The organism is Rhizobium sp. CECT 9324 (assembly GCF_918741265.1).
Classification (GTDB): Bacteria; Pseudomonadota; Alphaproteobacteria; order Rhizobiales; family Rhizobiaceae; genus Allorhizobium.
This window is the reverse complement of the sequence record NZ_CAKKMZ010000001.1, coordinates 2,522,005-2,545,071: the sequence shown is the minus strand read 5'-3', so window position 1 is coordinate 2,545,071 and position 23,067 is coordinate 2,522,005. Positions and strand designations below refer to the sequence as shown.

General features: G+C 55.1%; 15 protein-coding genes. 9 read left to right on the top strand and 6 right to left on the bottom strand.

Annotated features, from left to right (window positions below):
- Window positions 1–160 precede the first annotated feature (160 nt).
- The 4 genes from LQ231_RS12560 to wrbA all read right to left on the bottom strand — a co-directional run bounded on the left by LQ231_RS12560 (window position 161) and on the right by wrbA (window position 4,812).
- Window positions 161–805 carry an HD domain-containing protein gene (locus LQ231_RS12560; RefSeq protein ID WP_230171561.1) on the bottom strand — a complete coding sequence of 215 codons (645 nt, stop codon included), beginning with the start codon at window positions 803–805 and terminating at the stop codon, window positions 161–163.
- 485 nt (window positions 806–1,290) lie between these two features.
- A complete protein-coding gene (gene istB, locus LQ231_RS12555) occupies window positions 1,291–2,085 on the bottom strand; it encodes an IS21-like element helper ATPase IstB (protein WP_230171305.1) in 795 nt (264 codons plus the stop codon).
- The gene (gene istA / locus LQ231_RS12550) at window positions 2,075–3,595 is read right to left on the bottom strand and encodes an IS21 family transposase (RefSeq protein ID WP_115672796.1); all 1,521 of its coding nucleotides are present in this window, start codon (window positions 3,593–3,595) and stop codon (window positions 2,075–2,077) included. The genes istB and istA overlap by 11 nt, the downstream gene beginning before the upstream one ends.
- 602 nt (window positions 3,596–4,197) lie before the next feature.
- The gene (gene wrbA, locus LQ231_RS12545; protein ID WP_230171560.1) at window positions 4,198–4,812 is read right to left on the bottom strand and encodes an NAD(P)H:quinone oxidoreductase; all 615 of its coding nucleotides are present in this window, start codon (window positions 4,810–4,812) and stop codon (window positions 4,198–4,200) included.
- A gap of 311 nt (window positions 4,813–5,123) precedes the next feature.
- Between wrbA and LQ231_RS12540 the strand changes: the two genes are divergently transcribed.
- The 9 genes from LQ231_RS12540 to LQ231_RS12500 all read left to right on the top strand — a co-directional run bounded on the left by LQ231_RS12540 (window position 5,124) and on the right by LQ231_RS12500 (window position 16,931).
- Window positions 5,124–6,287 (top strand): VOC family protein, encoded by a 1,164-nt coding sequence (locus LQ231_RS12540; RefSeq protein WP_230171559.1) that lies wholly within the window; start codon window positions 5,124–5,126, stop codon window positions 6,285–6,287.
- A 39-nt stretch (window positions 6,288–6,326) separates the two neighbouring features.
- Complete coding sequence (locus LQ231_RS12535; RefSeq protein ID WP_230171558.1) at window positions 6,327–7,442, top strand: iron-containing alcohol dehydrogenase; 1,116 nt, start codon at window positions 6,327–6,329, stop codon at window positions 7,440–7,442.
- Window positions 7,442–8,791 carry an amidase gene (locus LQ231_RS12530; RefSeq protein ID WP_230173330.1) on the top strand — a complete coding sequence of 450 codons (1,350 nt, stop codon included), beginning with the start codon at window positions 7,442–7,444 and terminating at the stop codon, window positions 8,789–8,791. The genes LQ231_RS12535 and LQ231_RS12530 overlap by 1 nt, the downstream gene beginning before the upstream one ends.
- Window positions 8,792–8,836: 45 nt before the next feature.
- Window positions 8,837–9,265, top strand: coding sequence for a CBS domain-containing protein (locus LQ231_RS12525; protein ID WP_230171557.1), 429 nt, complete (start codon window positions 8,837–8,839; stop codon window positions 9,263–9,265).
- 95 nt (window positions 9,266–9,360) lie between these two features.
- Complete coding sequence (locus LQ231_RS12520; protein WP_230171556.1) at window positions 9,361–9,987, top strand: glutathione S-transferase family protein; 627 nt, start codon at window positions 9,361–9,363, stop codon at window positions 9,985–9,987.
- Between the two features lie 231 nt (window positions 9,988–10,218).
- A complete protein-coding gene (locus LQ231_RS12515; RefSeq protein WP_230171555.1) occupies window positions 10,219–11,661 on the top strand; it encodes a mechanosensitive ion channel family protein in 1,443 nt (480 codons plus the stop codon).
- Between the two features lie 164 nt (window positions 11,662–11,825).
- Entirely contained in the window at window positions 11,826–12,539 is a 714-nt protein-coding gene (locus LQ231_RS12510) for a nitroreductase (protein ID WP_230171554.1), read from the top strand.
- 122 nt (window positions 12,540–12,661) lie between these two features.
- Window positions 12,662–13,594 carry a LysR substrate-binding domain-containing protein gene (locus LQ231_RS12505; RefSeq protein ID WP_230171553.1) on the top strand — a complete coding sequence of 311 codons (933 nt, stop codon included), beginning with the start codon at window positions 12,662–12,664 and terminating at the stop codon, window positions 13,592–13,594.
- Window positions 13,595–13,991: 397 nt separating this feature from the next.
- On the top strand, window positions 13,992–16,931 hold the full coding sequence (locus LQ231_RS12500) for a PAS domain-containing protein (RefSeq protein WP_230171552.1): 2,940 nt from the start codon (window positions 13,992–13,994) through the stop codon (window positions 16,929–16,931).
- A 104-nt stretch (window positions 16,932–17,035) separates the two neighbouring features.
- Here LQ231_RS12500 and LQ231_RS12495 read toward each other — a convergent pair whose 3' ends face one another.
- A complete protein-coding gene (locus tag LQ231_RS12495) occupies window positions 17,036–17,404 on the bottom strand; it encodes a response regulator (RefSeq protein ID WP_230171551.1) in 369 nt (122 codons plus the stop codon).
- Window positions 17,401–23,019 carry an AAA family ATPase gene (locus tag LQ231_RS12490; protein ID WP_230171550.1) on the bottom strand — a complete coding sequence of 1,873 codons (5,619 nt, stop codon included), beginning with the start codon at window positions 23,017–23,019 and terminating at the stop codon, window positions 17,401–17,403. Before LQ231_RS12490 ends, LQ231_RS12495 begins: the two co-directional genes overlap by 4 nt.
- Window positions 23,020–23,067 lie beyond the last annotated feature (48 nt).

Here is a 23,067-nt window from a genome sequence, read left to right as displayed (position 1 = left end):
TAAACAAACAGCTCATCACGGTCGCACGCCAATCTCGATACTCGAGTCATTGGGGTAGATGGGCACTCATCGTTTTTCCAATGAGGGGCATATACATGCCCACGACCCGGACAAACCATCGCTAGGGTAAGCTACTGGATACATGTGCTCCTTCGGCTGCCTAGCTCTCGAATGGGGCGTTCATCACCAAATCGACGGACGACGGTCCCGCATATCCCGGTACATATCTCAGGCCGAAATCGCGCAGGAAGTTGTCATAGGTGGTTTCCATCGCGACCTCGACCACATGACAAAAACAGCTCGTCATCTTCACCTTCATGCCCAAGCGCGGATATGCGTCTGTGATCGCTTCCCTCGCCATCGCCGGTATTCGGTCATATTGGAGCCCGACGACGTCCAGACAAATGCCTGCAGTGCAAAGAGCAACTTCAGGCTCTTTGTAGAGCGCGATCGAAGGGGTCGAGTTGAGTGCAACACTGTCCCAAATTAGCTGGGCACGGCTGATGCTGACGCCCGCATCCAACGCAAACGATCGGGCGATATCTGCTCCCTCTACCTCGAAGCGCCGGGGTCCGCGAAATGAGGTGTTCAAGGTGATATCGTGCAACAAGGTTCCCAGTGCGACGACTTCGCTATCGTGCTCGACGTTTTGGATGGAGGCGAGACTGGTCGCAAACAACCAGGACCGAATTACATGGTTCAACAGGTATGGTTCGTATACACATTGTGCGTAGTCAAGCGCGGCTCGTACTAATTCCGTATCCGGAACCACCACCCCGGCTAACACTCGTTTTCTGTCTTCCATATTATCCCTCTCGCCGCAGCAGATGTTGCAAGTTGGGTATAGGGGCAGGCAGCGTCACATAAGTATACTTAGTGCGTACTCGACACGCCGCTGATTGAATCCTACGGTTTCCAACGACACGATCCTGAGCTTCTCACAATCATTTCCCATTGATCGGGTATCTCACCCTTGAGCTGGCCAGTCAGGTCGCGGAGACGTCCTCATTTCAGACGTCAGTTGTGCGCCGCGATTACGGGAGAGAGCCGTAGCATGCCGAAAAAGAATGTGGCTTCACCATTCGCTCGCACCCCAAAATTCCCGGCTCCGTCTATCGACTGTGAGCACAGTGATCTTCGCGTTGTTTATCGCATCAATCGTCTCTGTCTCACCAGGGCAAGGTCATCCGCTTGCAACCTTCGCATCCAGTGAATGAATGTTGGTTTCCACGCGGAACTGAGCCGGTTTTTCCACCGAGAAGTGAGCCACCTCTAAGTATGGTTTTTTGATCAGGCTTTGGTCAAGTGACTGGCTTTTTCTCCTCTCTTTTGCGCTGCTGCGGCCGAGCTGGCTTTGAAGCGGAAGCTATCGTTCCCGGTTTCAAGGATGTGGCAACGGTGGGTCAAACGGTCGAGAAGAGCCGTCGTCATCTTGGCGTCGCCGAAGACCGTTGCCCATTCGCTGAAGCTGAGGTTGGTGGTGATGATGACGCTGGTGCGCTCATAAAGCTTGCTCAGCAGGTGGAAGAGCAGCGCTCCGCCTGAGGCACTGAACGGAAGGTATCCGAGCTCATCGAGGATCAGCAGATCGAGACGAACCAGCGTCTCAGCGATCTGGCCTGCCTTGCCTTTAGCCTTCTCCTGCTCGAGCGCGTTGACCAGTTCGATGGTCGAGAAGAAGCGGACCTTGCGGCGATGATGCTCGATCGCCTGGACACCGAGGGCTGTCGCGACATGTGTTTTTCCTGTGCCTGGTCCGCCGACAAGCACTATATTCTGCGCCCCGTCGATGAACTCGCATCTGTGCAATTGGCGCACCGTCGCTTCGTTGATTTCGCTGGCGGCGAAGTCGTATCCGGAGATGTCCTTGTAGGCTGGGAAGCGGGCAGCCTTCATGTGATAGGCTATGGACCGGACCTCACGCTCTGCCATCTCGGCTTTCAGCAACTGGGACAGGATCGGCACGGCCGCGTCAAAAGCCGGAGCACCTTGCTCGATCAGGTCCGTGACGGCTTGAGACATGCCATACATCTTCAGGCTACGCAGCATGATGACGACGGCGGCGCTGGCGGGATCATGACGCATTGCGACCTCCCACGATCCGGACACGCAGGCCATCGTAACGTTCGACATTGGCCTTGGGCTCCCGCAGCAAAGTCAGTGCCTGTGGCGTATCGATGTCGGGACCGTCGGTCGTCTTGCCGTCAATCAACCGATGCAGCAGATTCAGCACATGCGTTTTGGTTGCTACGCCTTGATCCAGAGCCAGTTCCACAGCCCTGACGACGACCTGTTCGTCGTGATGGAGGACGAGAGCGAGGATATCGGCTATCTCGCGATCACCGCCAGGACGGCTGAGCATCTGGTCCTGCAGTTGTCGAAAGGCCAGCGGCAATTCCAGGAACGGTGCGCCATTGCGCAGGGCTCCGGGCTTGCGCTGGATGACCGCAAGGTAATGCCGCCAGTCGTAAATCGTCCTTGGCGGTTTGTCGTGGCTCCGCTCGATGATCCGAACATGTTCGCATAGGATATTGCCCTCGGCCGCAATGACCAGTCGCTCGGGATAGATCCGCAGGCTGACGGGCCGGTTCGCAAATGATGCTGGCACGCTGTAACGATTACGCTCGAAGGTGATCAGGCATGTCGGCGAGACGCGTTTGCTCTGCTCGACGAAACCGTCAAATGCAGTCGGCAACGCCATCAATGCTGCCCGCTCATCAGCCCAAACATCTGCGATTGTGCCGGACAAGGTGCCATGCGCCGTCTCTCGCCACAGGTCCTGGCAATGCTGTTCCAGCCAGTCATTCAACGCCGCCAAATCTGGGAAGTCCGGCATCTGCTGCCACAGCCGCGGTCGCGCATCCTGGACGTTCTTCTCGACCTGACCCTTCTCCCATCCTGCCGCTGGATTACAGAACTCGGGCGCAAACACGTAGTGGTTGGTCATCGCCAGGAAACGGATGTTGACCTGCCGCTCCTTGCCGCGACCGACGCGGTCGACCGCCGTCTTCATGTTGTCGTAGATGCCGCGATCAGGTACGCCGCCGAACACGCGGAACCCGTGCCAGTGGGCATCGAAGAGCATTTCATGTGTCTGGAGCAGATAGGCCCTGACCAGAAACGCCCGACTGTGCGATAGCTTGATATGTGCGACCTGAAGCTTGGTGCGCTCGCCGCCGATCACAGCATAATCTTCACTCCAATCGAATTGGAATGCTTCGCCTGCACGGAAAGACAGCGGAACGAATATGCCGCGGCCAGTCGTCTGCTGCTCAACCCGCCACTCACGGGCAAAGGCAGCGACCCGACCATAGGAGCCGGTAAAGCCGAGAACCACCAGATCGGCGTGAAGCTGCTTCAGCGTTCGGCGCTGCTTGCGCGACCTCCCGGCCTCGGTCTTCAGCCAGGCCGCCAGTTTGTCGGCAAAAGGATCAAGCTTGCTCGGCCGCTCCGGTACCGTGAACGTCGGCTCGATCGTACCAGCGTTCAAATACTTCGCGATCGTGTTGCGCGACAAACCAGTATGCCGACTGATCTCGCGGATCGACTGCTTCTCGCGCAGTTTCATTCGCCGGATGATGTTTAAAAGTCCCATGTGGATCACTCCGTTGCCCCCGTCGCTGACCGCGTTCGGGGGAAGGTCACATGGCTCAATTCTCAATGGAAATTATGCGCCTAACCGGCTCAGTTCTGCGTGGAAACCAACAAATGAACCCATATCGCTCAAGGGACGGCAATACGACATCAACGGAGAGATAGGATGCGCTTCATTATCGCAGCCATGATTGTCTCGGTACTTAGTATCCTGGCGTTCAAATATGCAGACCATTCTATCGGGGCGGCTCTGATGCGACCTGACGCCGGTCGCAACCAAGAACGCCGGTCGTAGGGGAAGCGACCGGGTTGTTTGAGCGGCACGCAGGAGACAACGGGATTTTGGAGAGAAACGGGACGGAGATTATTTGACGTCGGAAATCACCGACGAGATCGTCGAGCCTCGGACAAAACTCTTTACCGAGCGGTCCAGCTTACGGTGCGGTGAGCCCAAAATGATCAGTTTCGATCCAGGAGGTGGTCGTGACACGGGGGTAAGGACAGCCATCGATTCGATGGATGCTTCGTGGTGATGCCGCGTAACTGTACCGTGCGGCACCTCCAAAATCGGAAGTGCCGCTTCTCATCTCGGGACGGTCGGCCTTACGGGTTGTTGATCAGCAGGCCCCGTGCGACGGACGTCACTCGACGACCTTGGAAGCGAGCGACCGCGAGGTGTGCATCGTCCGGTTTGAGGGTGTCGCGTGCAGAAACATGTGTAGCCCCGTAGGGCGTGCCAGCGGCGAACATTGCGGGATCTGCGTAACCGAGGGGTACAATGATGAGACCGAGGTGCGCCATCGGTGCGTAGATAGAAAGCAGTGTGGACTCGTTGCCGCCGTGCTTCGACGATGTCGCACCAAAGACCGAGCCGACTTTGCCATTGAGCTTGCCCTGGAACCAAAGCCCCCCCAAACCGTCGATATAGGCCTTCAACTCCGAGGAGATTGAGCCGAATCTCGTCGGTGTGCCAAACACGATGGCGTCCGCCCATTCAGCATCAGCTTCCGTCGGCGCTTCGTATTTATGGTTCATGGCCTCGGCGTTTTCGCGCCAGCCGGGAACCTGTGACATGACTTCTCCACTAACGAACTCACGCGCACGCCGTAGGCGGACCTCGGCTCCTTCTTTGATTGCCCCTTCCGCGATGGCGTTTGCGAGAATCTCGGTGGAACTATTGCGTGAATAGAACGCAATGAGGACTTTGGGTTTTGACATTGCTGCCTCCAGCATTGGTTACGGCTGTCGGCCAGCGCCACAGCTTCGGCTGGAAAATGAACGACGCGACAACGGTCCAACAGCCGGTGATTGATGGAACGTGTGTCCAAAAAATTGGACGATAACGCTCTTTCAATACGTCAACGGGCCAGTGCCTGCTTGTCGCATGGGTTGGGTCTCAACACTTGGCCTGTCCATAATCTTGGACGCTCCGTCCTTGCAGCGCGGGCTTCTGACGGCTGTGGGCAGCCTCTAATGTGCATTAGATCGTGCTTGTAGAGCCGACATCTAACAAAAATTAGAGGTGGAACATGAATCAGATGGTCATCAGAGGCGTAAGCAGCCAAACCTTCATCGCTGCCAACATCAGGCGGACAGAGGAATTCTACAGCAAGGCCCTCGGTTTGCCGGTGGTCAAGCGAACCGTCCATCATCATGATGCGCGTTTGCCAATCGTCACGTTCGCGTTTCAGCAATTCCAAGGTGAGGTTCAGCGGACGGAGTCCATAACCTACGTTGAGTGGAACCCGGTGTTCTACATGATGCCGGAGAAGGGCTTCATCGAACAATCCGAGACTGTGGATGGCGTGGCGAACCCTCGAGTGGGCGATCCGAGAGGGCGGTGGGGTGCGGGCACCAATCACCATCTGGCCCTGCACGTTCCCAACCGGAATGGCCTGCTAAAGTGGAAAAGAAGGCTCACGGATCTTGGCGTTCACGTTACAGGCCCGTACAACCGTCACTACTTTCACGCGATTTACCTTCGCGATCCGGATGGCGCAATCATCGAAATCGCGACCACCGAGCCCGGCTTCGGACATGACGAAAGCGTCCTTGGCTCGGGCTTCCGTCCTCAGCCCAAGGAGAACCTGATTGGCGGACGTGATGAACTGCAGGTGGCGGCTGAAACATGGCCGCAGCCCGTTCCTGAGGTAACGGTGGATTTCGCCCTACGTGGGTTCCACCACATAACGTCGATCTCAAGCGACGCCGAACGCACCGAGAACTTTTTCGTCGAGAAAATTGGTCTTCGTCTGATTAAGAAGACCGATTATCTGGACGAAAAGGGAGGTACCCACTTTTATTACGCCTGCGACGAGGATCTGTCGCCGGGATCGGTTCTGACCTTCTTCGGGTTGCCTGGATACAAGTCAGGACGACTTGGCACTGGTTTGTCGCACCACTTCGCTCTCGAGGTAGAGAACGATGCCGCGTTGGTCCACGAGCATGCTCGGTTTAAGAAACTCGGCATTGAAGTCTCTTCAGTGCAGGACGCAATCTACGCCAAGCAATTCCATTTTCGCGACCCAGACGGCCATATCTGCGCCCTCTCAACGCCCAATCGCTTTTCCGTCGACGAAGACGCCAATCTTCTGGGCCGAAAGCTCTGCCTGCCCAATGCCTTGGAAATCGAACGTTCTTCCATCGAGCGGCACATCGCTCATAGGCCTGCGCCTGTTCCCGTGTTGCCCTGAATCCGTAGTGGTCATCGGACAACATACAGGAATTGAAACATGGAAAAGCTCGAATTTCTTCCACAGGATAAGGTCATCTGGGGCCGCCAGGCCCTGTCCGATACCATGGCGACGCTTGGTCGCCATGGATTTTCGCGCCCTATTGTCTTTACAGTGGAGCCGTTGGAAGGGCTGTACAGAAGGTTCATCGAGCCGTTTCTCCCCGATCAAGTGGGTACGTATCTCGACCTGCCGCCACACGTGCCCGATTTCGCGGTGGAGGGGGGGCTGAAAGCCTGTGTGGCACGAGGTGCGGGTTCGATTGTCGCCCTTGGCGGCGGTTCTGTCCTCGACGCGGCCAAAGCGGTCTCTCACTTTCACAAAATCAAGCACGGTCGCTTTTTACCTATCGTGGCCTTGCCTACGACCTTGTCGGGGTCCGAATTCTCGCACTACTTCGGCGTCACTGAAACCACCGAGCCCGTTAAGTTCAAGAGAAGTTATGCTGTTCGGGAGACCGCGCCGAAGCTGGTCGTCATCGATCCCGAACTTGTCCGAGGAACACCTAGAGGCCTTCTCCTATCCTCCGCAGTTAAGGGGCTCGATCATGCGATCGAGGGAATGAGACTGGTTGGCGCGGACCATCCACATGGAATTCTAGCGGCAAGTGGGGTCAGGCGGTTCCTCGGCGTCCTTAGTCGATGGCCAGAGAGGGCGTCAACCGAAGAGGCTCTCGTCGCGGGGGCCGTTACTCTCGACGACCTGCTGCAACTCCAATTGGCGGCATGGCAGTGTTACTTTTTCCCTGCGTCGGTAATTTATGGCCTGAGCCACCGCATTGGCCACATTCTTGGTGGCACATTCGGCGTACCTCACAGCATGACGTCCTGCATCACGCTCGCTCCAGTCGTCAGGGCGTGCGCTGGATTCTATGGTGACAAACTGCGTATCTTCAGCGAGCCCCAAGCCCAGCATCCGGCCGCCGCTCTCGCTGGCGAAATCGCCACGACAGTTAAACGCCTGGGGCTCCCAACCCGCTTGAGGGATCTAGGGTTAGAGCGATACCAACTGCCGACGCTCCTTGCACTGCTTGTCGAAAACTATCCTGAGGAGGTGAAGGACCTGGGTGACGGTGCCGAGGAGAAGCTCTTCGAACTCGTACAGGGAATTTGGTAGTGGACATCTCAACTCAACCCAAGTCAGGGGTCCCGATAAGACAATTACTGTCCGAGTTTGCAACCGGGCGCTTGACGCCGTCTGGGGTTGTTGATGATGCACTGGCCTTGTCAGAAATGTGTCAGCGCGACGTCAAAGCCTTTGCACATATCGAGCATATTGGTGCGACGGCGGCTGCCGTCGAATCCAATCGACATTACCGGGAGGGTAGCGCACGCCAACTGGAAGGAGTTCCGGTTGGCATCAAGGACTTGATCGATACAGCAGGCATACCCACAAAGTACGGATCGCCTGCATATTCGGAGAACGTCCCGATCGCGGACGCGGAGGTTGTCCGGTTACTGAAAAGCAAGGGTGCTGTGATTGTAGGCAAGACGGCTACCCACGAATTTGCATGGGGAGTAACAACATCCAGTTCGTCATTCGGCGATACACTGAACCCGCATGATCGCTCCCGGATACCCGGAGGGTCGAGCGGCGGAATGGCTGCCGCAATCGCCTATGGGGCTTTGAGGGCTGGGCTCGGGACCGACACTGGCGGATCGGTTCGAATCCCCGCGGCACTCTGCGGTATCGTGGGATACAAACCAAGTTATGGGCTCCTCCCGACAACCGGCGTATTCCCCTTGGCGTCGTCGCTCGATCATATCGGGATCTTGGGAAGTTCGGTGGCCGATGTGGCTTTGGTTTCGATGGCACTCGATATCGCCACTGCGCCTCCTGGGCAGCTGGGACGATATCGCGTGGGTGCCCTAGGGCGCATCGGAGGCGTGCCAACGTCCACACCTGTCGCCTCGGCCTTCGTCGACGCTTGCGAACAAATTTCGCGGAACCACGATCTGGTAGTGCGAGCAGACGTGTCGCTGTTCGATCGCTCGTTTGCTCTGTTTGCGGGGATCGTCCTGGCTGAGGGCGGAATCACACATTTTCGTCGCAATAGCGCAGCCTTCATTCACGCCCACTATGGCGCAGAAACCGCGTCACGTCTTGCACTTGCGGAGGAGGTCACGGTCGGACAATACGCGAGTTGGTTGCAGGCGCGCCGGGAATTTTCAAGCGACCTTGAAGAGTGGATGACGGATCTAGACTTCTTGATCTGTCCCACGTGTCCATGCACCGCACCCTTCATCGGCCAGGATCACATCGAAATAGAACAGTGGAGTGGATCTGTCCGCGAAGCGTTGATGACATACACAGCGCCATTCAATCTTTCGGGCTTACCAGCGATCTCACTACCCATGCGGCCATCAGCAGCGGATGGCATGCCTATTGGTCTGCAAATTATCGCCCCTCGGGGACGAGACGGAGCGTTGTTGAACTTCGCCGCTGAGATCGAGCGCTTCCGCTAGGCAAATTTTCTACGAAACATCCCTTTAACGCAGGAGGAGAAACTGATGTCGGTAGAGGCAATATTGAAAGAGAAGGGATGTGATGTCGTCACCGCATCCCGGGACACAACAGTCTTGGCGGTGTGCCAGCTTCTTCATGAAAACCACATCGGCGCGGTCGTCGTGGTTGATTCTAATGAGAGAATAGAAGGAATTTTCACGGAACGCGACGTCGTGGCGGCTATTTCCCGCCGAGGCGTCGGGTGTTTGACTCAGACGCTCCGCGACGTGATGTGGATGAACGTATTTCGCTGTACGCGACAGACCAGCATCAATGCCTTGATGGACATGATGAATAAGCATAGGGCGCGCCATCTACCAGTGGAACACAATGGGCGGTTGGCCGGTATTGTGTCGATCGGAGATGCGGTCAGGCATCACATTAGGGCCATCGAATATGAGGCCTATTACATTCGGTCATACATCGCGGGTTGAGCTGGTCGCCCCAAACAAAACCTGGTTTCGATAGCCAAGCCCGTGGGTTAGGCGTTAAGGTGAGAGTCGTACGTCAACGTTGGGTGGACCAAGTGATGCTTCGACTCTATGACAGCCGCTACTCTGGCAATTCGTGGAAGATCAGGATTCTGCTCAATCAGTTAGAGAGATCGTTTGAGCGCCACACCCTCGACCTTGAGGCGGGTGAGACGAAAACTGAGGCATTCTCTCGACTAAATCGATTTGGCCGCATTCCGGTACTGCAATTACCGGATGGACAAACGATCGTCGAGTCGGCGGCCATACTTCTCTATCTCGCAGAGGGGACGCCCTTCCTTTACAAGGATCCCTACCTTCGCGCCCAAGTCATAGGATGGATGTTCTTCGAGCAAGGTGATTTACAACGTTTCCTTGCGTTATCACGCGTCTACCACATCAGGGGAATGGCGGATAAAATGTCCCAGCAAATAGAGCGGCTTCACGCTGACGGCTATCTCGGGCTCGAAAAATTGGAAAGATGGCTCGAGACCCACGAATGGCTCGCGGGTGATCGCTACACGGTGGCCGACATATCGGTGTTCGCTTACTGCTCCCTCGCGCATGAAGGAAAGTACGAAATGGAGCGGTTTCCCAGTGTGAACGCATGGCTCCAACGTGTGCGTGCTCAGCCTGGATGGCTCGACATGTTCGACATCAGCCCATTCCAGACAGGGCACCATTAGTTTCTTGCGCTTTTGGCGCCTTTTCCGTGTGGCTCCTACATGGCTGGCTACCGGAGTGGTGAATGCCTGCGACGCGCATTCGCGTTGGTAGACAGAGCAACCCACCATTTGGTTTGATAGTCGGCTCGACCGTTGCAATGTAGCTTCAGGTTCAAAACCGAAACCCAGACGTCGAATTGCCGGTCTTTCGAAGTCACAACGGCATCGCTCTCCATGTCTCAGCAAACCCTTATGTGGACGATCGTGCTCAATGCCCTTGGCGTGGCCGGTATAATTGTGTGGCATATGCAAGGACACACAAGACAAACCGAGCGGCTTGTTTCGCAGATCGTTTTTTTCCTCACAATGAGTGTCGTTCTCGTCTTGGCACGCATTGTCCCGTTTCGATTCGACGCGCCGCATATCGATGGCAGCCGGTCGCTCATTGTCCTCGCCAAAATTTTATGGTGGACACACCTCTCTTGGGCGACGATCGGGATCCTGAGAATTTACATTGTTTTTGACGGTCGTCCCCGAGAGGCCCGACTGATCCAGGACCTCCTTGTTGCTATTGTATACCTCGGCGTCCTGCTTTCTGTGATGGCTTTTGTCTTTGGGGTCCCGATCGGAACGTTGCTCGCTACATCTGGCGTTTTCGCCATTATTCTCGGCTTGGCTCTGCAAAATACTCTCGGCGATGTTTTCTCTGGGGTCGCCCTCACGCTCGGTCGGCCATATGTTATCGGTGACTGGATCTTGTTGCAGGATGGCACCGAGGGAAGAGTCGTGGCGAGCAATTGGCGGTCGACTTACCTCTTGACGAGTTCCCACAATCACGTGGTAGTGCCGAACAGCGTCCTGGCGAAGCAGGGCCTTACCAACATCAGCAAACCGGATGAATCTCACCAGATTACACTTTCAGTGCGAATTGTTCCGACCCGGAGCCCGAAATTCATAGTTGATGTCATGCACTCTGCTCTGAAAAGCTGCAACTCGATAGCGCAGGAGCCCGCCGCCAGCGTTTCATTGGTCGGTATAGATGCCGTGGCGGTCGATATCCAACTGTTCCTCCGCGTGACGAGTCCCGCGCAGAGGATAGTCGCGCGCAACGACATGATTGACCTGGTGTACAGGCACTGCAGAGCGCATGGCCTTGTCTTTGCGCGCCCTATAGGGAGTCCGCTCTTGCATGACGATCGGGCCGAGAGTCCCGGAGTTGACGTGGCAACCCTCCTCGATTCTATACCGCTATTTTTCGACCTGACACATGATGAACGCGAACTCCTCGCGTCCTCTGCTGTGTTGCGAACGGTGGCGGCCGATGAGCTTCTGGTTGGACGCGGTGAGGTTTGTCGTAGGTTTATGGTAATAAAGCAGGGCGTTGTGGTGCTACGGGAAGACGGCAGAGATATCTTGAGGCTCGCACCGGGAGATATGCTGGGCGCAGGAGGGGTTTTTGCCGAATTGCCGGAAAATCGAGAAGCTACGGCAATGACGCAGTTGGAGGTCTACGAGTTTTCAAGCGATGTTATCGATCTTATGTTCGCAGAAAAACCGTCCGCCCGCGATCGTATTCGCATGCGTTTGGCTAGCGGGTCCATCAATTTGCCAACCGCCCAGCCCCCCGCTGCATCTGCAGAAGGCACGCGCTCCGACTTCGTTCGGTCCATCAGATCGGTGTTCGGCACACGTTAACAAGCACCACGCCAATACGCGTCTACACATCATTCTTTTTAACGCCCAATTCCTTTTGAAGACATCGTTCGCGTAAGTTGGACCATGCGTGCAAGTGCGCGAACTTCTAAAAAGCCCGGGAGCGTCTAGTCTTCTTTCAGCTCATAAAAGAAAGGGGAGCTGCAATGCACACCAATGTTAAATGGGAAGAATCGAATGATCGCGCGAGTATTGTCGATCTGGTCATGACTGAACGGAGGGCGAAGCGAGGTTTTCTTAAGACCCCGGTTCCCTTGGAAACTGTGAATGAAATTTTAAATGCGGCCCGCTACGCGCCAAGTTCCAGCAATACGCAGCCATGGAAATGTTTTGTCCTGACCGGTGGGGCACGTGGTCGCATCACCGAGCGAGCTGTGGAACTCTTTCGAGCGGGGCCGGAAAAGCTATCTCCCGAATATCCGTTTTTTCCGCAACCGCTTCATGACCCCTTCATAAGTCGCTTCAATGTTTTTCGAGGTCAGCTTGGGGACGCCGTCGGTGTCCCGCGGAGCGACAAATATGGCAGAATGAAAGACGTAGAAAGACAGTTTCGCTTCTTTGAGGCTCCCGTGGGTATGATTTTCACGATGGACCGGAAACTGGAATGGGCAAGCTTCATTTGTTACGGATGTTTTCTCCAAAACATCATGCTGGCTGCCAAGGCTCGTGGTCTGGATACCTGTGCGCAGCAAATCTGGTCACTTCAGCACCCGATGCTGAGGGAAGAACTAGGTTTTTCAGAAAATGACATGGTCGTAGCTGGTCTGTCACTGGGCTGGGCAGATAACTCGCTCGCGGAAAACAATATGACCAACCACAAGCTGGCGATCGATGAATTCGTGACATTCCTGGGCGATTGAGCATGCGCTCGGGCTTGGGGCTTGACGTTCGTTTGGCAAGGCGTCGATATGGAACCGCCGCGATGCGTCGCGGCGGTCTTCGCGCAACAGGGAAGCCAATGGACTCAAAGTTATAGGTTTCAATGCTCGACCTGAAAGACGTGTTTTATTTCGTTCATGTCGTCGACCGTGGGGGATTTACATCCGCCGGGATAAGTCTGCGCGTACCGAAATCAACACTCAGCCATCGCGTTCGGGAACTCGAGGAATCACTTGGTGTTAGACTCATAAATCGGACATCCCGTCAGTTCGGAATGACAGACGTCGGAGCCGAGTTTTATCAATATGCATTGCAAATGCTACACAGTGCAGACGTTGCGGAGGAGTTTGTGCGCTCACGGCTGCATGAGCCGAGCGGGACAATTCGAATAACTACGGCGGTAGAGATCGCCCAGTTCGCCTTGAGGGATCTAATTCCGATTTTTCTCAACAGGTATCCGAAGGTGAAGATCATCGAGATTGCCACCGACAGGCTTGTCGACATGGTCGGCGAAGGTTTCGATGTTGCACTTCGTGGACACGTATCATCTCTCCAGAACTCCACCCTTGTTCAACGCGGAATAGCAAGCGTTCCCTGGTACCTGTTTGCCAGCCCAGGCTACCTCCGGCGGGCGGGCGACGTGGACAGCACCGAAAGCCTTGCCAACCACGCGACCCTTGCAATGGATCGGCATGGAGCGGAAACGTGGCATTTGAAGGGACCTGGTGGTGTTGAAGCGGACGTAGCGATCGAGCCAAGGTTCCTGAGCAACAATATGATTGCATTGAAAGAAGCCGCTTGCGCAGATTTAGGTATTACAGCTCTTCCGGGTTACATTTGCCGGGAAGAGATTGAATCGGGTCGGCTTTCTCAGATTTTGCCTGGATGGATTGCTGCCGATGCCCGTATGAGCGCATTGATGCCATACAGGAACGGTTTGCTGCCAGCGGTTCGTTCTCTGGTCGATTTCCTTGCAGCTGAAGTACCGAGGGTTACAGCATTCACGCCCCGAAGTGATCCCGTTAATCCATCGTAGCAACCCCAACTTCAGTTTGCTGGATAGGTGGATGCGCTTGTAGTAGTCTGCTTCTAGCCGAATGGCATGCCTCGACGCGATAGATAAGTGGGGCAGGGTGCATGGGTAAGTTCATCCTAGAAACTGTTCGTATGCTGGTGGATTTTCTGCGTCTATTTCGAGATTGTGCACCTGTGCAAGCATCAATGGTAACAGAACCTGGCTGAGGGTATTCTCTCAAAATATAGTGCCCGATTTTAGCGCCGTTCGTCCTATCGAGGTTCACGCGCATGCTGTGGCCTCGATACTGAGGGTGCGGTCGCGCTAGGGGCGTGTGGAGAGCTGGGAGAAAATCGGTTACCTTTCACCTGGTTCGACGTTCGAGCAAATGCATTTTTCCGCAAAAAGATGAGAGGCAATGTCGAAAAGTTTCCTTTTTAAGTCGACGGCCAATGAACGCATCTTTGGCGGCGGGTTTCGGCTCTACCTTTACTCGGTACTGATTGCGCTTGCGGGAGCCATTTTCGCGCTCGCGCAAACAAGCGCTGGCCTATTGCCGCTTGTGACTGTGCTGTTTATCGGTGCTAGGCGGCACGCTCTTGGATCGAATTTGACAACTCTTTTTGCGTTGGGGAGCATTCTGTCCGCAGTGGCTCTCCTAACCGATTGGCCGTGGCCGGGGGAATATGTAGCCCGCGATCTTCTCATCTTGTGCGTGTGTGGGGTTTCCATTGGCATTATACTCGTGCAAGAGAATTCTAGTCAGTATAGGGAAAGTACCAATCCCGACGGTGATGTGCCGGTGACGAGGTCGGGTCAGGAAAACTTGTCCCAGCAGAACCTTAGAGGCGCAGAAATTGATAGGAAAGCGGTAGGTTTCGCAGAATCTCGTGCGTTCTGGACGGGCGTCACACAGGTAATGCGCTTCAGGGTCCAACAGCCCGATGGCACCTTTCAGTGGACTGAAGTGAGGGTTGAACCTGCTATCAAATCAAGTCTGGAGATAGGGGACCTTGCCCCGTCGAAGGATATATCATCGATCAACGATCCGCTCGCATTCCTGGCGCCAAGTACGGATGTGGTTACTGCAGCAAAGACGATCGAGAACCTGTTTGGCAATGGATGGGCCTTCGACGCGGTTGGAAACTGGATCTACCTACCTGCCTTTGCCCAATCGACACTGGAGACGACGCCCGAGGAGCTCAATACGTCCCGGAGTGAAGGCTTTATCAGCTGGCGGCAGTTGCTGCATCCCGACGAATATGAATCCGTCGCCCAGGCTTGGATACGCTCCCTAGAAACGGGCGAACCGTTCAATTCCGAATTCAGGATACGCCGGAAGAGCGGGTACGCGTGGGCGAGAAGTTCTGCCAGGGCTGTTCGGGATACGGATGGGAGCATTAAAGGCTGGTACGGGACTTCAATCGATATCGATGTTCATCGAAAAACGGTCGACGCATTGCGCGACCGCGAGCAGGAGTTGCTGGAAATCGTCAATCTTGTGCCGAGTCATCTCTGGCGCTTAGGACCCGACGGCGAGCCCAATTTTTTTAATCGTCGAATGGTTGACTATCTGGGAATAGACGTTGGTGGAATTAGAGCAATCGGCCAATCGAGGCTGTGCGCGATGATCACTTCCACCATCCATCCTGATGACCAAGGGTTGTTCAGAGAGGGGCTGGAGCGCGCAATATCAAGCGGATCAGGCTTCTCTGCCAGGTACAGGCTTCGGCGCTCTGACGGACTATACCGCTGGATGTCGAGCAGAGCCGAAGCGCTGCGCGATCGGAATGGTCAAATTTTGCAGTGGTATGGTCTCTGCCATGATATTGACGACCATGTGCAGGCGGAAGAGGCGCTCCAGCGAAGTGAGTGGCATCTTCAACAGGTTGTTGAGGCCTTACCCGTTCACGTTTGTACTTGGACGCCAGCTGGTGAGTTGCTTTACGTAAGCAAACGGTACCGGGACGAACTCGGGTTGGAAAAAAATACCACTCTGACGGGGTTTGCTCGAGCCATTCTTAGATGTGTGCATCCGGACGACGTACAGGCGGTCCGCTTGCAGGCTGCGGATGGCGTCGCCAAACGGCAAGCGTTCTCTATGCGCTACCGTAGGCGCGTGGGCGATAATTACCGGTGGACCGATGGCCGCTTCGAAGCGCTGCGAAGAGCCGACGGCAGTATCAGTGAATGGTTTGGTTTATCGATCGACATAGACAATGAAATACGGATTCAGGAAACACTTAGGGAAAGTGAGCGTTCGCTCCGCCAACTCGTTGAGTCCCTCCCGGCATTGATCTATTGCGCCGACCCCGAAGGAAAGCCCATCTATCGGAGCCAGAGGCTAAGAGAGTTCCTCGGTGTCGAGCTAGAGGAGGGTGTCGAGCCTGGTGGTTTACGGCTGGAGGCTACGCTCGATGCTATTATACACCCAGATGACCTTGAGGCGGTTCGGGAGAAGTATGCGCACTCTTTGAAGACTGGCGACCCATACCTTATGAAGCATCGTTTAAGGCGTCACGATGGCGAGTATCGGTGGGTCGAGACACGCACCGCCGCTATGCGGAGCGCTGGAGGCGATGTAGTGCAGTGGAATGGGGTATGCCTAGATATCGACGACTGGATAAAGGACCAAGAACAACTCGGACTCGCTCAACGCAATCTCGCTCGTGCCAACCAAGCTGCGAGTCTTGCCGAGCTGACCGCATCTATTGCACATGAGATCGGTCAGCCACTTGCCGCTTTGGTTTCGAGCTCAGATGCCTGCCAGCAGTGGCTCTCGGCAGACCCTCCCAATCTGGAAAGGGCACAAAAGGCACTCGAGCGCGTGGTCAGAAGTGCGGGGACGGCAATCGAAGTCGTAAGCCGCATCCGTGCGTTGTTTCGTCACAGCAACGATGCTCGACAGATCACTTCATTCAGCAAGGTCTTGATGCAGGCTCGGGAGCTCATGGCAGAGGAGGCGGCCCGGCGGAGGGTTTTGGTTAAAGTGGATGCCGACGATGACCTACCATTGGTCTCCTTTGACCGCATCCAAGTTCAGCAGGTCCTCGTCAATCTAGTGCGTAACGGCCTTGAAGCGGCACAAGGTGCCAAACATCGCGGGACGCTGATCATTCGGATCAGGCGGCTGGATGGTTCCCTGCAAGTGGAGGTAAGGGATAATGGCCCGGGCATAGAGTTTCCCGATCGAGTATTCGAGCCGTTTTTCACTACAAAAGAAGAGGGGATGGGGATGGGTCTTGCTATATGTCGGACGATTGTCCAGGCCCATGGCGGCCGACTCTGGGCCGAAAACAATGCCACGGGCGGCGCATCTTTCTTTTTCACGCTACCTGTCGAGGAAGCGCATTCCTAGCGCGGCTGTGTCAGCATGAGACCAAGAAGGATCTGCTTCGTGTCGGAAGGAGCCGTTGATGGCAGTTCGGTACTCTCACCGTAGTTGAGGTTCAGCGAGCAAGTTCATTTGCGCGCGACCGCCTCTTGGATTGCTTCTTTCAGATCGCGACCGGCAAACGGCTTGAACAGGCAGGTCCCAGCGCGTTTTGCTTCGTTAATCAAAGCGTCCTGTGCATGGCCAGTCATGAATACCACTGGAATGTAGACCTTCCTGCGCTTCAATTCGAGATTTAAATCCACACCATTCATTCCGGGCATCGAGATGTCCAGAACAAGGCACTGTATCTCCGACATGGTAGGAGAAACTAGGAAGTCTTGGGCAGAAGAGTAAGTCACGGCCGGATAGCCAGACACCTCGAGTAAATCAAGCAGTGATTCTCGCACCGACAGATCGTCATCGATGACTGCGATGAGTGGCAGGGACTGCGTCATCTCAGTTCCTTTGAGCGCGACGAAGCTTCTTGTGGCGTTCGAATGGCACGTTTGAGTGTGAATGAGAAAGTCATGCCCGCCATGTCATTCTTGGTGGCCCAGAGATGTCCATTCAGTTTCTCCACAATAGCCTTGCTTACGGAGAGGCCCAGACCCATTCCGTCTTTCTTGGTGCTGTAAAACGCATCAAACAAGGTGTCCATCGAATCGGCGTCAATACCCACCCCACTATCGGCGATTTCGACGCGGACATCGTCAGCTCCTTCTGCGCAGGTTCTAACGATGATGATCTTGGGTCCCGTGCCGTTGGCTTGAACAGCATCCACCGCATTTAAGAGTAGGTTCAGAACGACTTGCTGAATTTGGACGCGATCTCCCAGTGCGAGCGGCAGCGTTTGATTGAAATCGGCCTGGACGTGAATATCATTGGAGTGCAGTTCGTTGCACGCAAGCGCTAGAACTTCTCTCACCATCTCGTTGACATCGATAGCCCCTACCGCGGCTGTTTTGTTGCCGAACAGGCTTCGAAGCCTCTTTATTGTCAGGGCGGCTCGGTGACCGTCCCGCTTTGAACGCTCGGCCGTACGGAGCGCTCCAGGGATGTCCGGGGGGGTGGATGTGAGCATCAACTCGCACGTTTCAGAATTTGCCACAATTCCCATCAAAGGCTGGCTGACCTCGTGGGTAATAGACGCGGCGAGCACTCCTAGCGTGGCCGTGCGTGAAACCGTCGAAAGCTCTGATCGAACTCTGGCAAGTGTGTCTTGGGTTCGCTGCATTTCGCTGACATCTTGGAGACACCCAAGATGAACTTGCTGTCCTTTTTCATCAAGACCGCCGCGGGCTACTAGCCGCACGTCTTTGGTAAGCCCATTCGACAACTGGAGGCGGAATTGGCGATCGATGTCAGCCCCCGAAGAGCGAGTGCTTTCAATGATATTCCAGAACTCATGACGTTCCGCCGGATGAACAAGATCGGCGAAACGGTGAATACTTATCGGAAGATGCTGGGAAAATTCGCAAATTCTGTAAAATTCATCTGAACATTCGAGATCGTCGAGCTCATAGTACCAGTAGAAGCTCCCGGTTCGACTCAGGAGTTGTGCCTCCCGTAACCAGGCTTCGCTCCGTTGTAACTCGGAATAAAGTCTTGCATTACTAAGCCAAATTCCAGCATTAGAAGCTAGGAAATCGAGTACCGAAATGCGATCCTCTGAGAATATGTGAGGTGCAAGATTGTTTTCGACGTAGAGAAGTCCGATTACATCGGTCGCGTTAAAGACCGGAACACACAGAACAGAACGCGGGTGGTTTAGCTGAAAATAATGATCCGTCGGATCTATGGCGGCAACAGCCAAATCATGCAGGACAACTGGTGCCCCTGTGCGTAGGACGTACTGGAATATTGACCTTGGCAGGTCCGAAGGCGATGGGCGTCGTCTTTCTAGCGTAACGTCGATACGCCCATCAACCGCAGCGGCAATAGCCTCGACAAAAATCTCCTTGTCTGAAAGCAAGATGAGAGCACCCCGGTCCGCTCCAGCGTGCTGTATCGCGAGGCCCATCAATTTCTCGATGAGGTTCCCCAAGGTCATCTCACTGGAAAGGACCTTCGAAGCCTTACCCACGGCTTCGATGTCCAAAGAAGTAACTGGAATTGCCATTGGGCGCGGGTTTGTATCGCGAAGCTGAAAATCACTACAACTCATAAAGTGGAAATCAAGCAGGCGGACTTTCGAGATGCAGCCCCATCGGACATAGCATTCTCGCGCCCTGCGCAGATACGCGTCGGCAGGGATCTGGAGTCCACGTGTGGCATAGAAGCGCCCGGCAAGCTCGCAGGCCAATGCCTCCACTTGGAGAAAACCATCGGCCCGAGCTCGCAAAATTGCTTTCTCGTACAGAGTGGAGGCGTTATCCACACGTCCCTCAAGCTGTGCCAGTTCCGCTCCCAGCAGTGCCTCTCTGCATGCGAAATTGTCCGGGCAGGTGTTCGCCCATATTGCCATGCGGCTATGATGTTGGCGCAGGTCATCGATATGTGGGTTCGGGCGAACGGTGGGTAAGAAGTCCCGGATTGCCAGTGCCGACGAGGTGAGGCCACTATAGAAATCATATTCCGCTTCTTCGATGGACGATCTCATCGCCCATTTGAATGCCGAAACTTTTGCGGCTGCGCGGCTTGCGGCAGCAAAGTCTTCTGTCAGATAGAACTCAATCAATCGGAAGACCCAGTGGTAGCAGATCATCATTGCTACTCCAGGAGCTGGATTCGTTTCCTCTGCCCATTCGTCTGCGCCTTCGTTGCCGATGACATCAATACCGCGGATGTTTCGGATCAATCGAAGCTGCCCAAAGAACTTTTCTACAGGCAGACCAAGCTGCACATCTTGGGCGAACGTAACTGCAAGTTCCGCCTGTTCCTGTACGTGGGCCAGAGGTAACCCGGCCACCAGTTCGTGCGTAATACGGTTTCGGGTATTGTAGGCCGCAAAGGCCAAGTCGCCTGTGGAACAGCTAGTCTGGAATGCCTCTGCCATCAGGGGCGCACTATCGGCCAGAGGCTTTGTCCATGGCGTGGTAAAGCCTGCGAAGACTGAGTAGACCCTCGCCTTGTAACGGCTGCTTTCGCTCCGATCGACCAGTCGCAGTGCCAGTTCTCCAAATTGATACGCTGTAGTGTAGTCGCCGAATTGTGCGCCGAGGGCCATGTTCAGAGCGGCATATGCGACGCTTGACCCTTCGCAGTTGCCATACTGAAGGCTCAGGTTGACCATCCGCAAAAGAAGAAATTCCATCAGGCGTCGATCGACGGCATATGCTGCGGGGAAAACTTCGGTCATCACGGCCATAGCGGCCGCTATATGGGGTTGTGGGACACGCGACATCGCGGTCAGGTCGCCAATGGATAAACCGGACAGGTTTCCATGCAGTTGTAAATATTCGCGATGCACATCGGCCTCGTCTGGGCCATCGATCCAGTTGACGTCCGCGCCATTGAGGAACGTGACGCCGACGCGCACCGCGATCGCGCTTCGCCCGGTCGTAAAAAATAGCAGTACCAGCAAACAAACGACCTTTGACCGGTCTAAAGAACCCTTAGCTTTCTCCATCAGAAAGTTAAGCCGGTCTTCCGCAGCGCTCAACTGGCCCGCCACGATCTCGCATTCGGCGCGGTCTAGCTCGATAGCGAACAAGACGGAATAGGAATCGTCCCATCGCCCGCCAAGCAATGAACTTCCCTTTTCAAGATAAGACTGCGCCGACTTGTAGGCACCTGCCGCCTTGGCCCGCTTGCCAGCAATTCGGAACACATTGGCCACTGACTTGGCCTCGGACTTCGAACAGATCCGTAGAGCCTTACTGAAATGGCCCGCAATTTCGAATATTCGTTCATCGAGATGCGGCTTTGCGACGTTCGCCAGGAGTAATCGCCCGATCCTGAGGTGCTCTGCAGGCCATCGTCTGCTGTTGCCGGAATGGTAAGCTGCGGTCTGCACTTGATCGTGGACGAAGGCGATATCATTCGCAGATATCCTGACGAGCCCCGCATTAGCGGCAGGCTGTAAAATGGTTTGCAGCTCGTCAGTGGTTCGACCAAGCACAAGCTCGACGGTGGCTACATCAGTCACTATTCCAAGTAGGGATAGCATGGAGAGGGCCTGAAGAGTGTCACTGGGAAGGCTGCTTAGCTGCAGACGTAGCAACTGAGCGACGTTATCGGTCATCCTCTTCTGGCGAATCTCCGAGACACTCCAGTCCCATTCTGAAATGTCCGATCGGAAGAACAGAGTGCCGTCGGCTGCGAGCTGACGGGTGAACTGGAGTGCGAAGAATGGGTTTCCTCCGGTTTTATCGACGACAAGCTCTGAAAGAGTTTGCATCCGTTCCGCTGAGCTGGAAAGCAAGTTCGCAAGCAGTTTTGCGACGTCGGCCGCGGCCAAGCCCTTTAGCTGTAATTCTGTCAAACGTGAGCGAGCGACACGTGACGCTGCAATGAGATGTTGTAGAGGATGTGAAGCGTCCACCTCTTCATCGCGATATGCGCCAACGATCAACAGATTGCAGATTCCGGTATTAAAGATCAGACTTTTCAGTAGCTCCAGTGTGGCGGGGTCGAGCCATTGAAGGTCATCCATGAAAAGAACCAGCGGATGGCGAGAATTCGCGAACACGCCGACGAATGACCGGAACACTTGGTGAAACCGAGACTGCGCAGTACGTAGGTCTGCGGCGATCGCGGCTGGCTGAGAGCCAATGACAAATTCGAGTTCTGGAATGAGGTCCACGATCAATTGAGCGTTAGAACCCAAGGCCCCCAACAAGGCGTCACGCCAGACTATTAATTCCGCCTCCTCTTTCGATAGAAGTTGGCGAACTAGCCCGCTAAGCGCCTGAATTAGTGATTCATAGGGGACATTCCATCGATGCTGGTCGAACTTGCCCGAGGCGAACATGAATCCTCGGCCCCGAAGAATGTGATGCACGCACTCTACCAGTGAGGACTTACCAATCCCCGGAGGGCCAGACACAAGGACGAGTTCGCTTTCGCCGCCTGCGGCCACGCGCTCTGCCGCATTTAAGAGCAACTGTCGTGCATCTGTGCGTCCGAAGAGAGAGTTTGAGTGGGGAGCCAATCCCGCCATTTCTGCCCGGGCAGGCGGAAATCGCTCGACATTCGCCGTGGCTGACCAGTCGTCAAGGGAACGCTTTAGATCCTGCATGACTGCCCGTGCGGTCTGATATCTGCCGTCCGGATGTTTCTCCAGAAGTTTCAATAGTATCGCATCCAACTGGGGAGGAATTTCGCCTACGATCGCGCTCGGTTTAGGTGGTCGGCGTGCGACATGGCTGTGCGCCCATTCCATCGGGCTGCCAGCGCTAAACGGCAGCTGGCCGGTAAACAATTCAAATAGAGTTACTCCTAGTTCGTACAGATCGCTCCGGTGGTCTGATTGCAGGCTCGTCCTGCCGCTTCGTTCAGGTGACATGTAAGCCAGCGTGCCGGAGAGAAATTTAGCTTTTTCGGATATGGGAGATGGTTGATCTAGTGTTCGCACGGCCGAACCGAAACCGGTCAACCACACCTTTCCGTCCTCGCCCAGGAAGCAGTTCGACGGCTTTACATCCCCGTGTATTACCTTTCCTAGATGAAGATCATGCAAAGCAGCCGCGAGCTGACACGCGACTTCCAACGTGTCTTTGAATCGGGTCGGGGATGTTTCTAAAGCGAACCTAGCCTTGTCTAGCGGTTGGCCTCCAGGGTCTTCAAACACCAATCCGGTCCTCGCTCCCTCACGCCCCAGAGCGAGTGGGCGAAGAACCGACGAACAGACGACGTCGCTTAGGAAAGCAAACTCAAGGACGAGAGGATCGTCCACGCGGGTGCCTGTTGTTCCCGCACGGGGAAGCATGATTAGAACCGGGTCGTGGGTGTCGTCGAGCACTCTAAACCAAAGGCGGTCGCTTTGCACGTGGAGCAGAACAGGTTGGGTCGCGGGAAGATCGAAGAAAGCATTAGCGATCGAGCGAGCGCATAGCACGTCTGCAATGCTCGCCGATGTCTCGATGTTCGTGTCTTTGCTCAATGGCGACATGGAGCGATCGTACATCATCTCATGTGCGTCCGGACGTAAACCAACGTTCTATTGCGTTTTGTTACG

Bases quoted from the DNA above. Each gene is read 5' to 3' on its own strand.
- LQ231_RS12525 (WP_230171557.1), top strand. From the start codon at position 8,837: ATGTCGGTAGAGGCAATATTGAAAGAGAAGGGATGTGATGTCGTCACC.
- istB (WP_230171305.1), bottom strand. From the start codon at position 2,085: ATGCGTCATGATCCCGCCAGCGCCGCCGTCGTCATCATGCTGCGTAGC.
- istA (WP_115672796.1), bottom strand. From the start codon at position 3,595: ATGGGACTTTTAAACATCATCCGGCGAATGAAACTGCGCGAGAAGCAG.
- LQ231_RS12515 (WP_230171555.1), top strand. From the start codon at position 10,219: ATGTGGACGATCGTGCTCAATGCCCTTGGCGTGGCCGGTATAATTGTG.
- LQ231_RS12490 (WP_230171550.1), bottom strand. From the start codon at position 23,019: ATGATGTACGATCGCTCCATGTCGCCATTGAGCAAAGACACGAACATC.
- wrbA (WP_230171560.1), bottom strand. From the start codon at position 4,812: ATGTCAAAACCCAAAGTCCTCATTGCGTTCTATTCACGCAATAGTTCC.
- LQ231_RS12560 (WP_230171561.1), bottom strand. From the start codon at position 805: ATGGAAGACAGAAAACGAGTGTTAGCCGGGGTGGTGGTTCCGGATACG.
- LQ231_RS12520 (WP_230171556.1), top strand. From the start codon at position 9,361: ATGCTTCGACTCTATGACAGCCGCTACTCTGGCAATTCGTGGAAGATC.
- LQ231_RS12495 (WP_230171551.1), bottom strand. From the start codon at position 17,404: ATGACGCAGTCCCTGCCACTCATCGCAGTCATCGATGACGATCTGTCG.
- LQ231_RS12540 (WP_230171559.1), top strand. From the start codon at position 5,124: ATGAATCAGATGGTCATCAGAGGCGTAAGCAGCCAAACCTTCATCGCT.
- LQ231_RS12505 (WP_230171553.1), top strand. From the start codon at position 12,662: ATGCTCGACCTGAAAGACGTGTTTTATTTCGTTCATGTCGTCGACCGT.
- LQ231_RS12500 (WP_230171552.1), top strand. From the start codon at position 13,992: ATGTCGAAAAGTTTCCTTTTTAAGTCGACGGCCAATGAACGCATCTTT.
- LQ231_RS12510 (WP_230171554.1), top strand. From the start codon at position 11,826: ATGCACACCAATGTTAAATGGGAAGAATCGAATGATCGCGCGAGTATT.
- LQ231_RS12535 (WP_230171558.1), top strand. From the start codon at position 6,327: ATGGAAAAGCTCGAATTTCTTCCACAGGATAAGGTCATCTGGGGCCGC.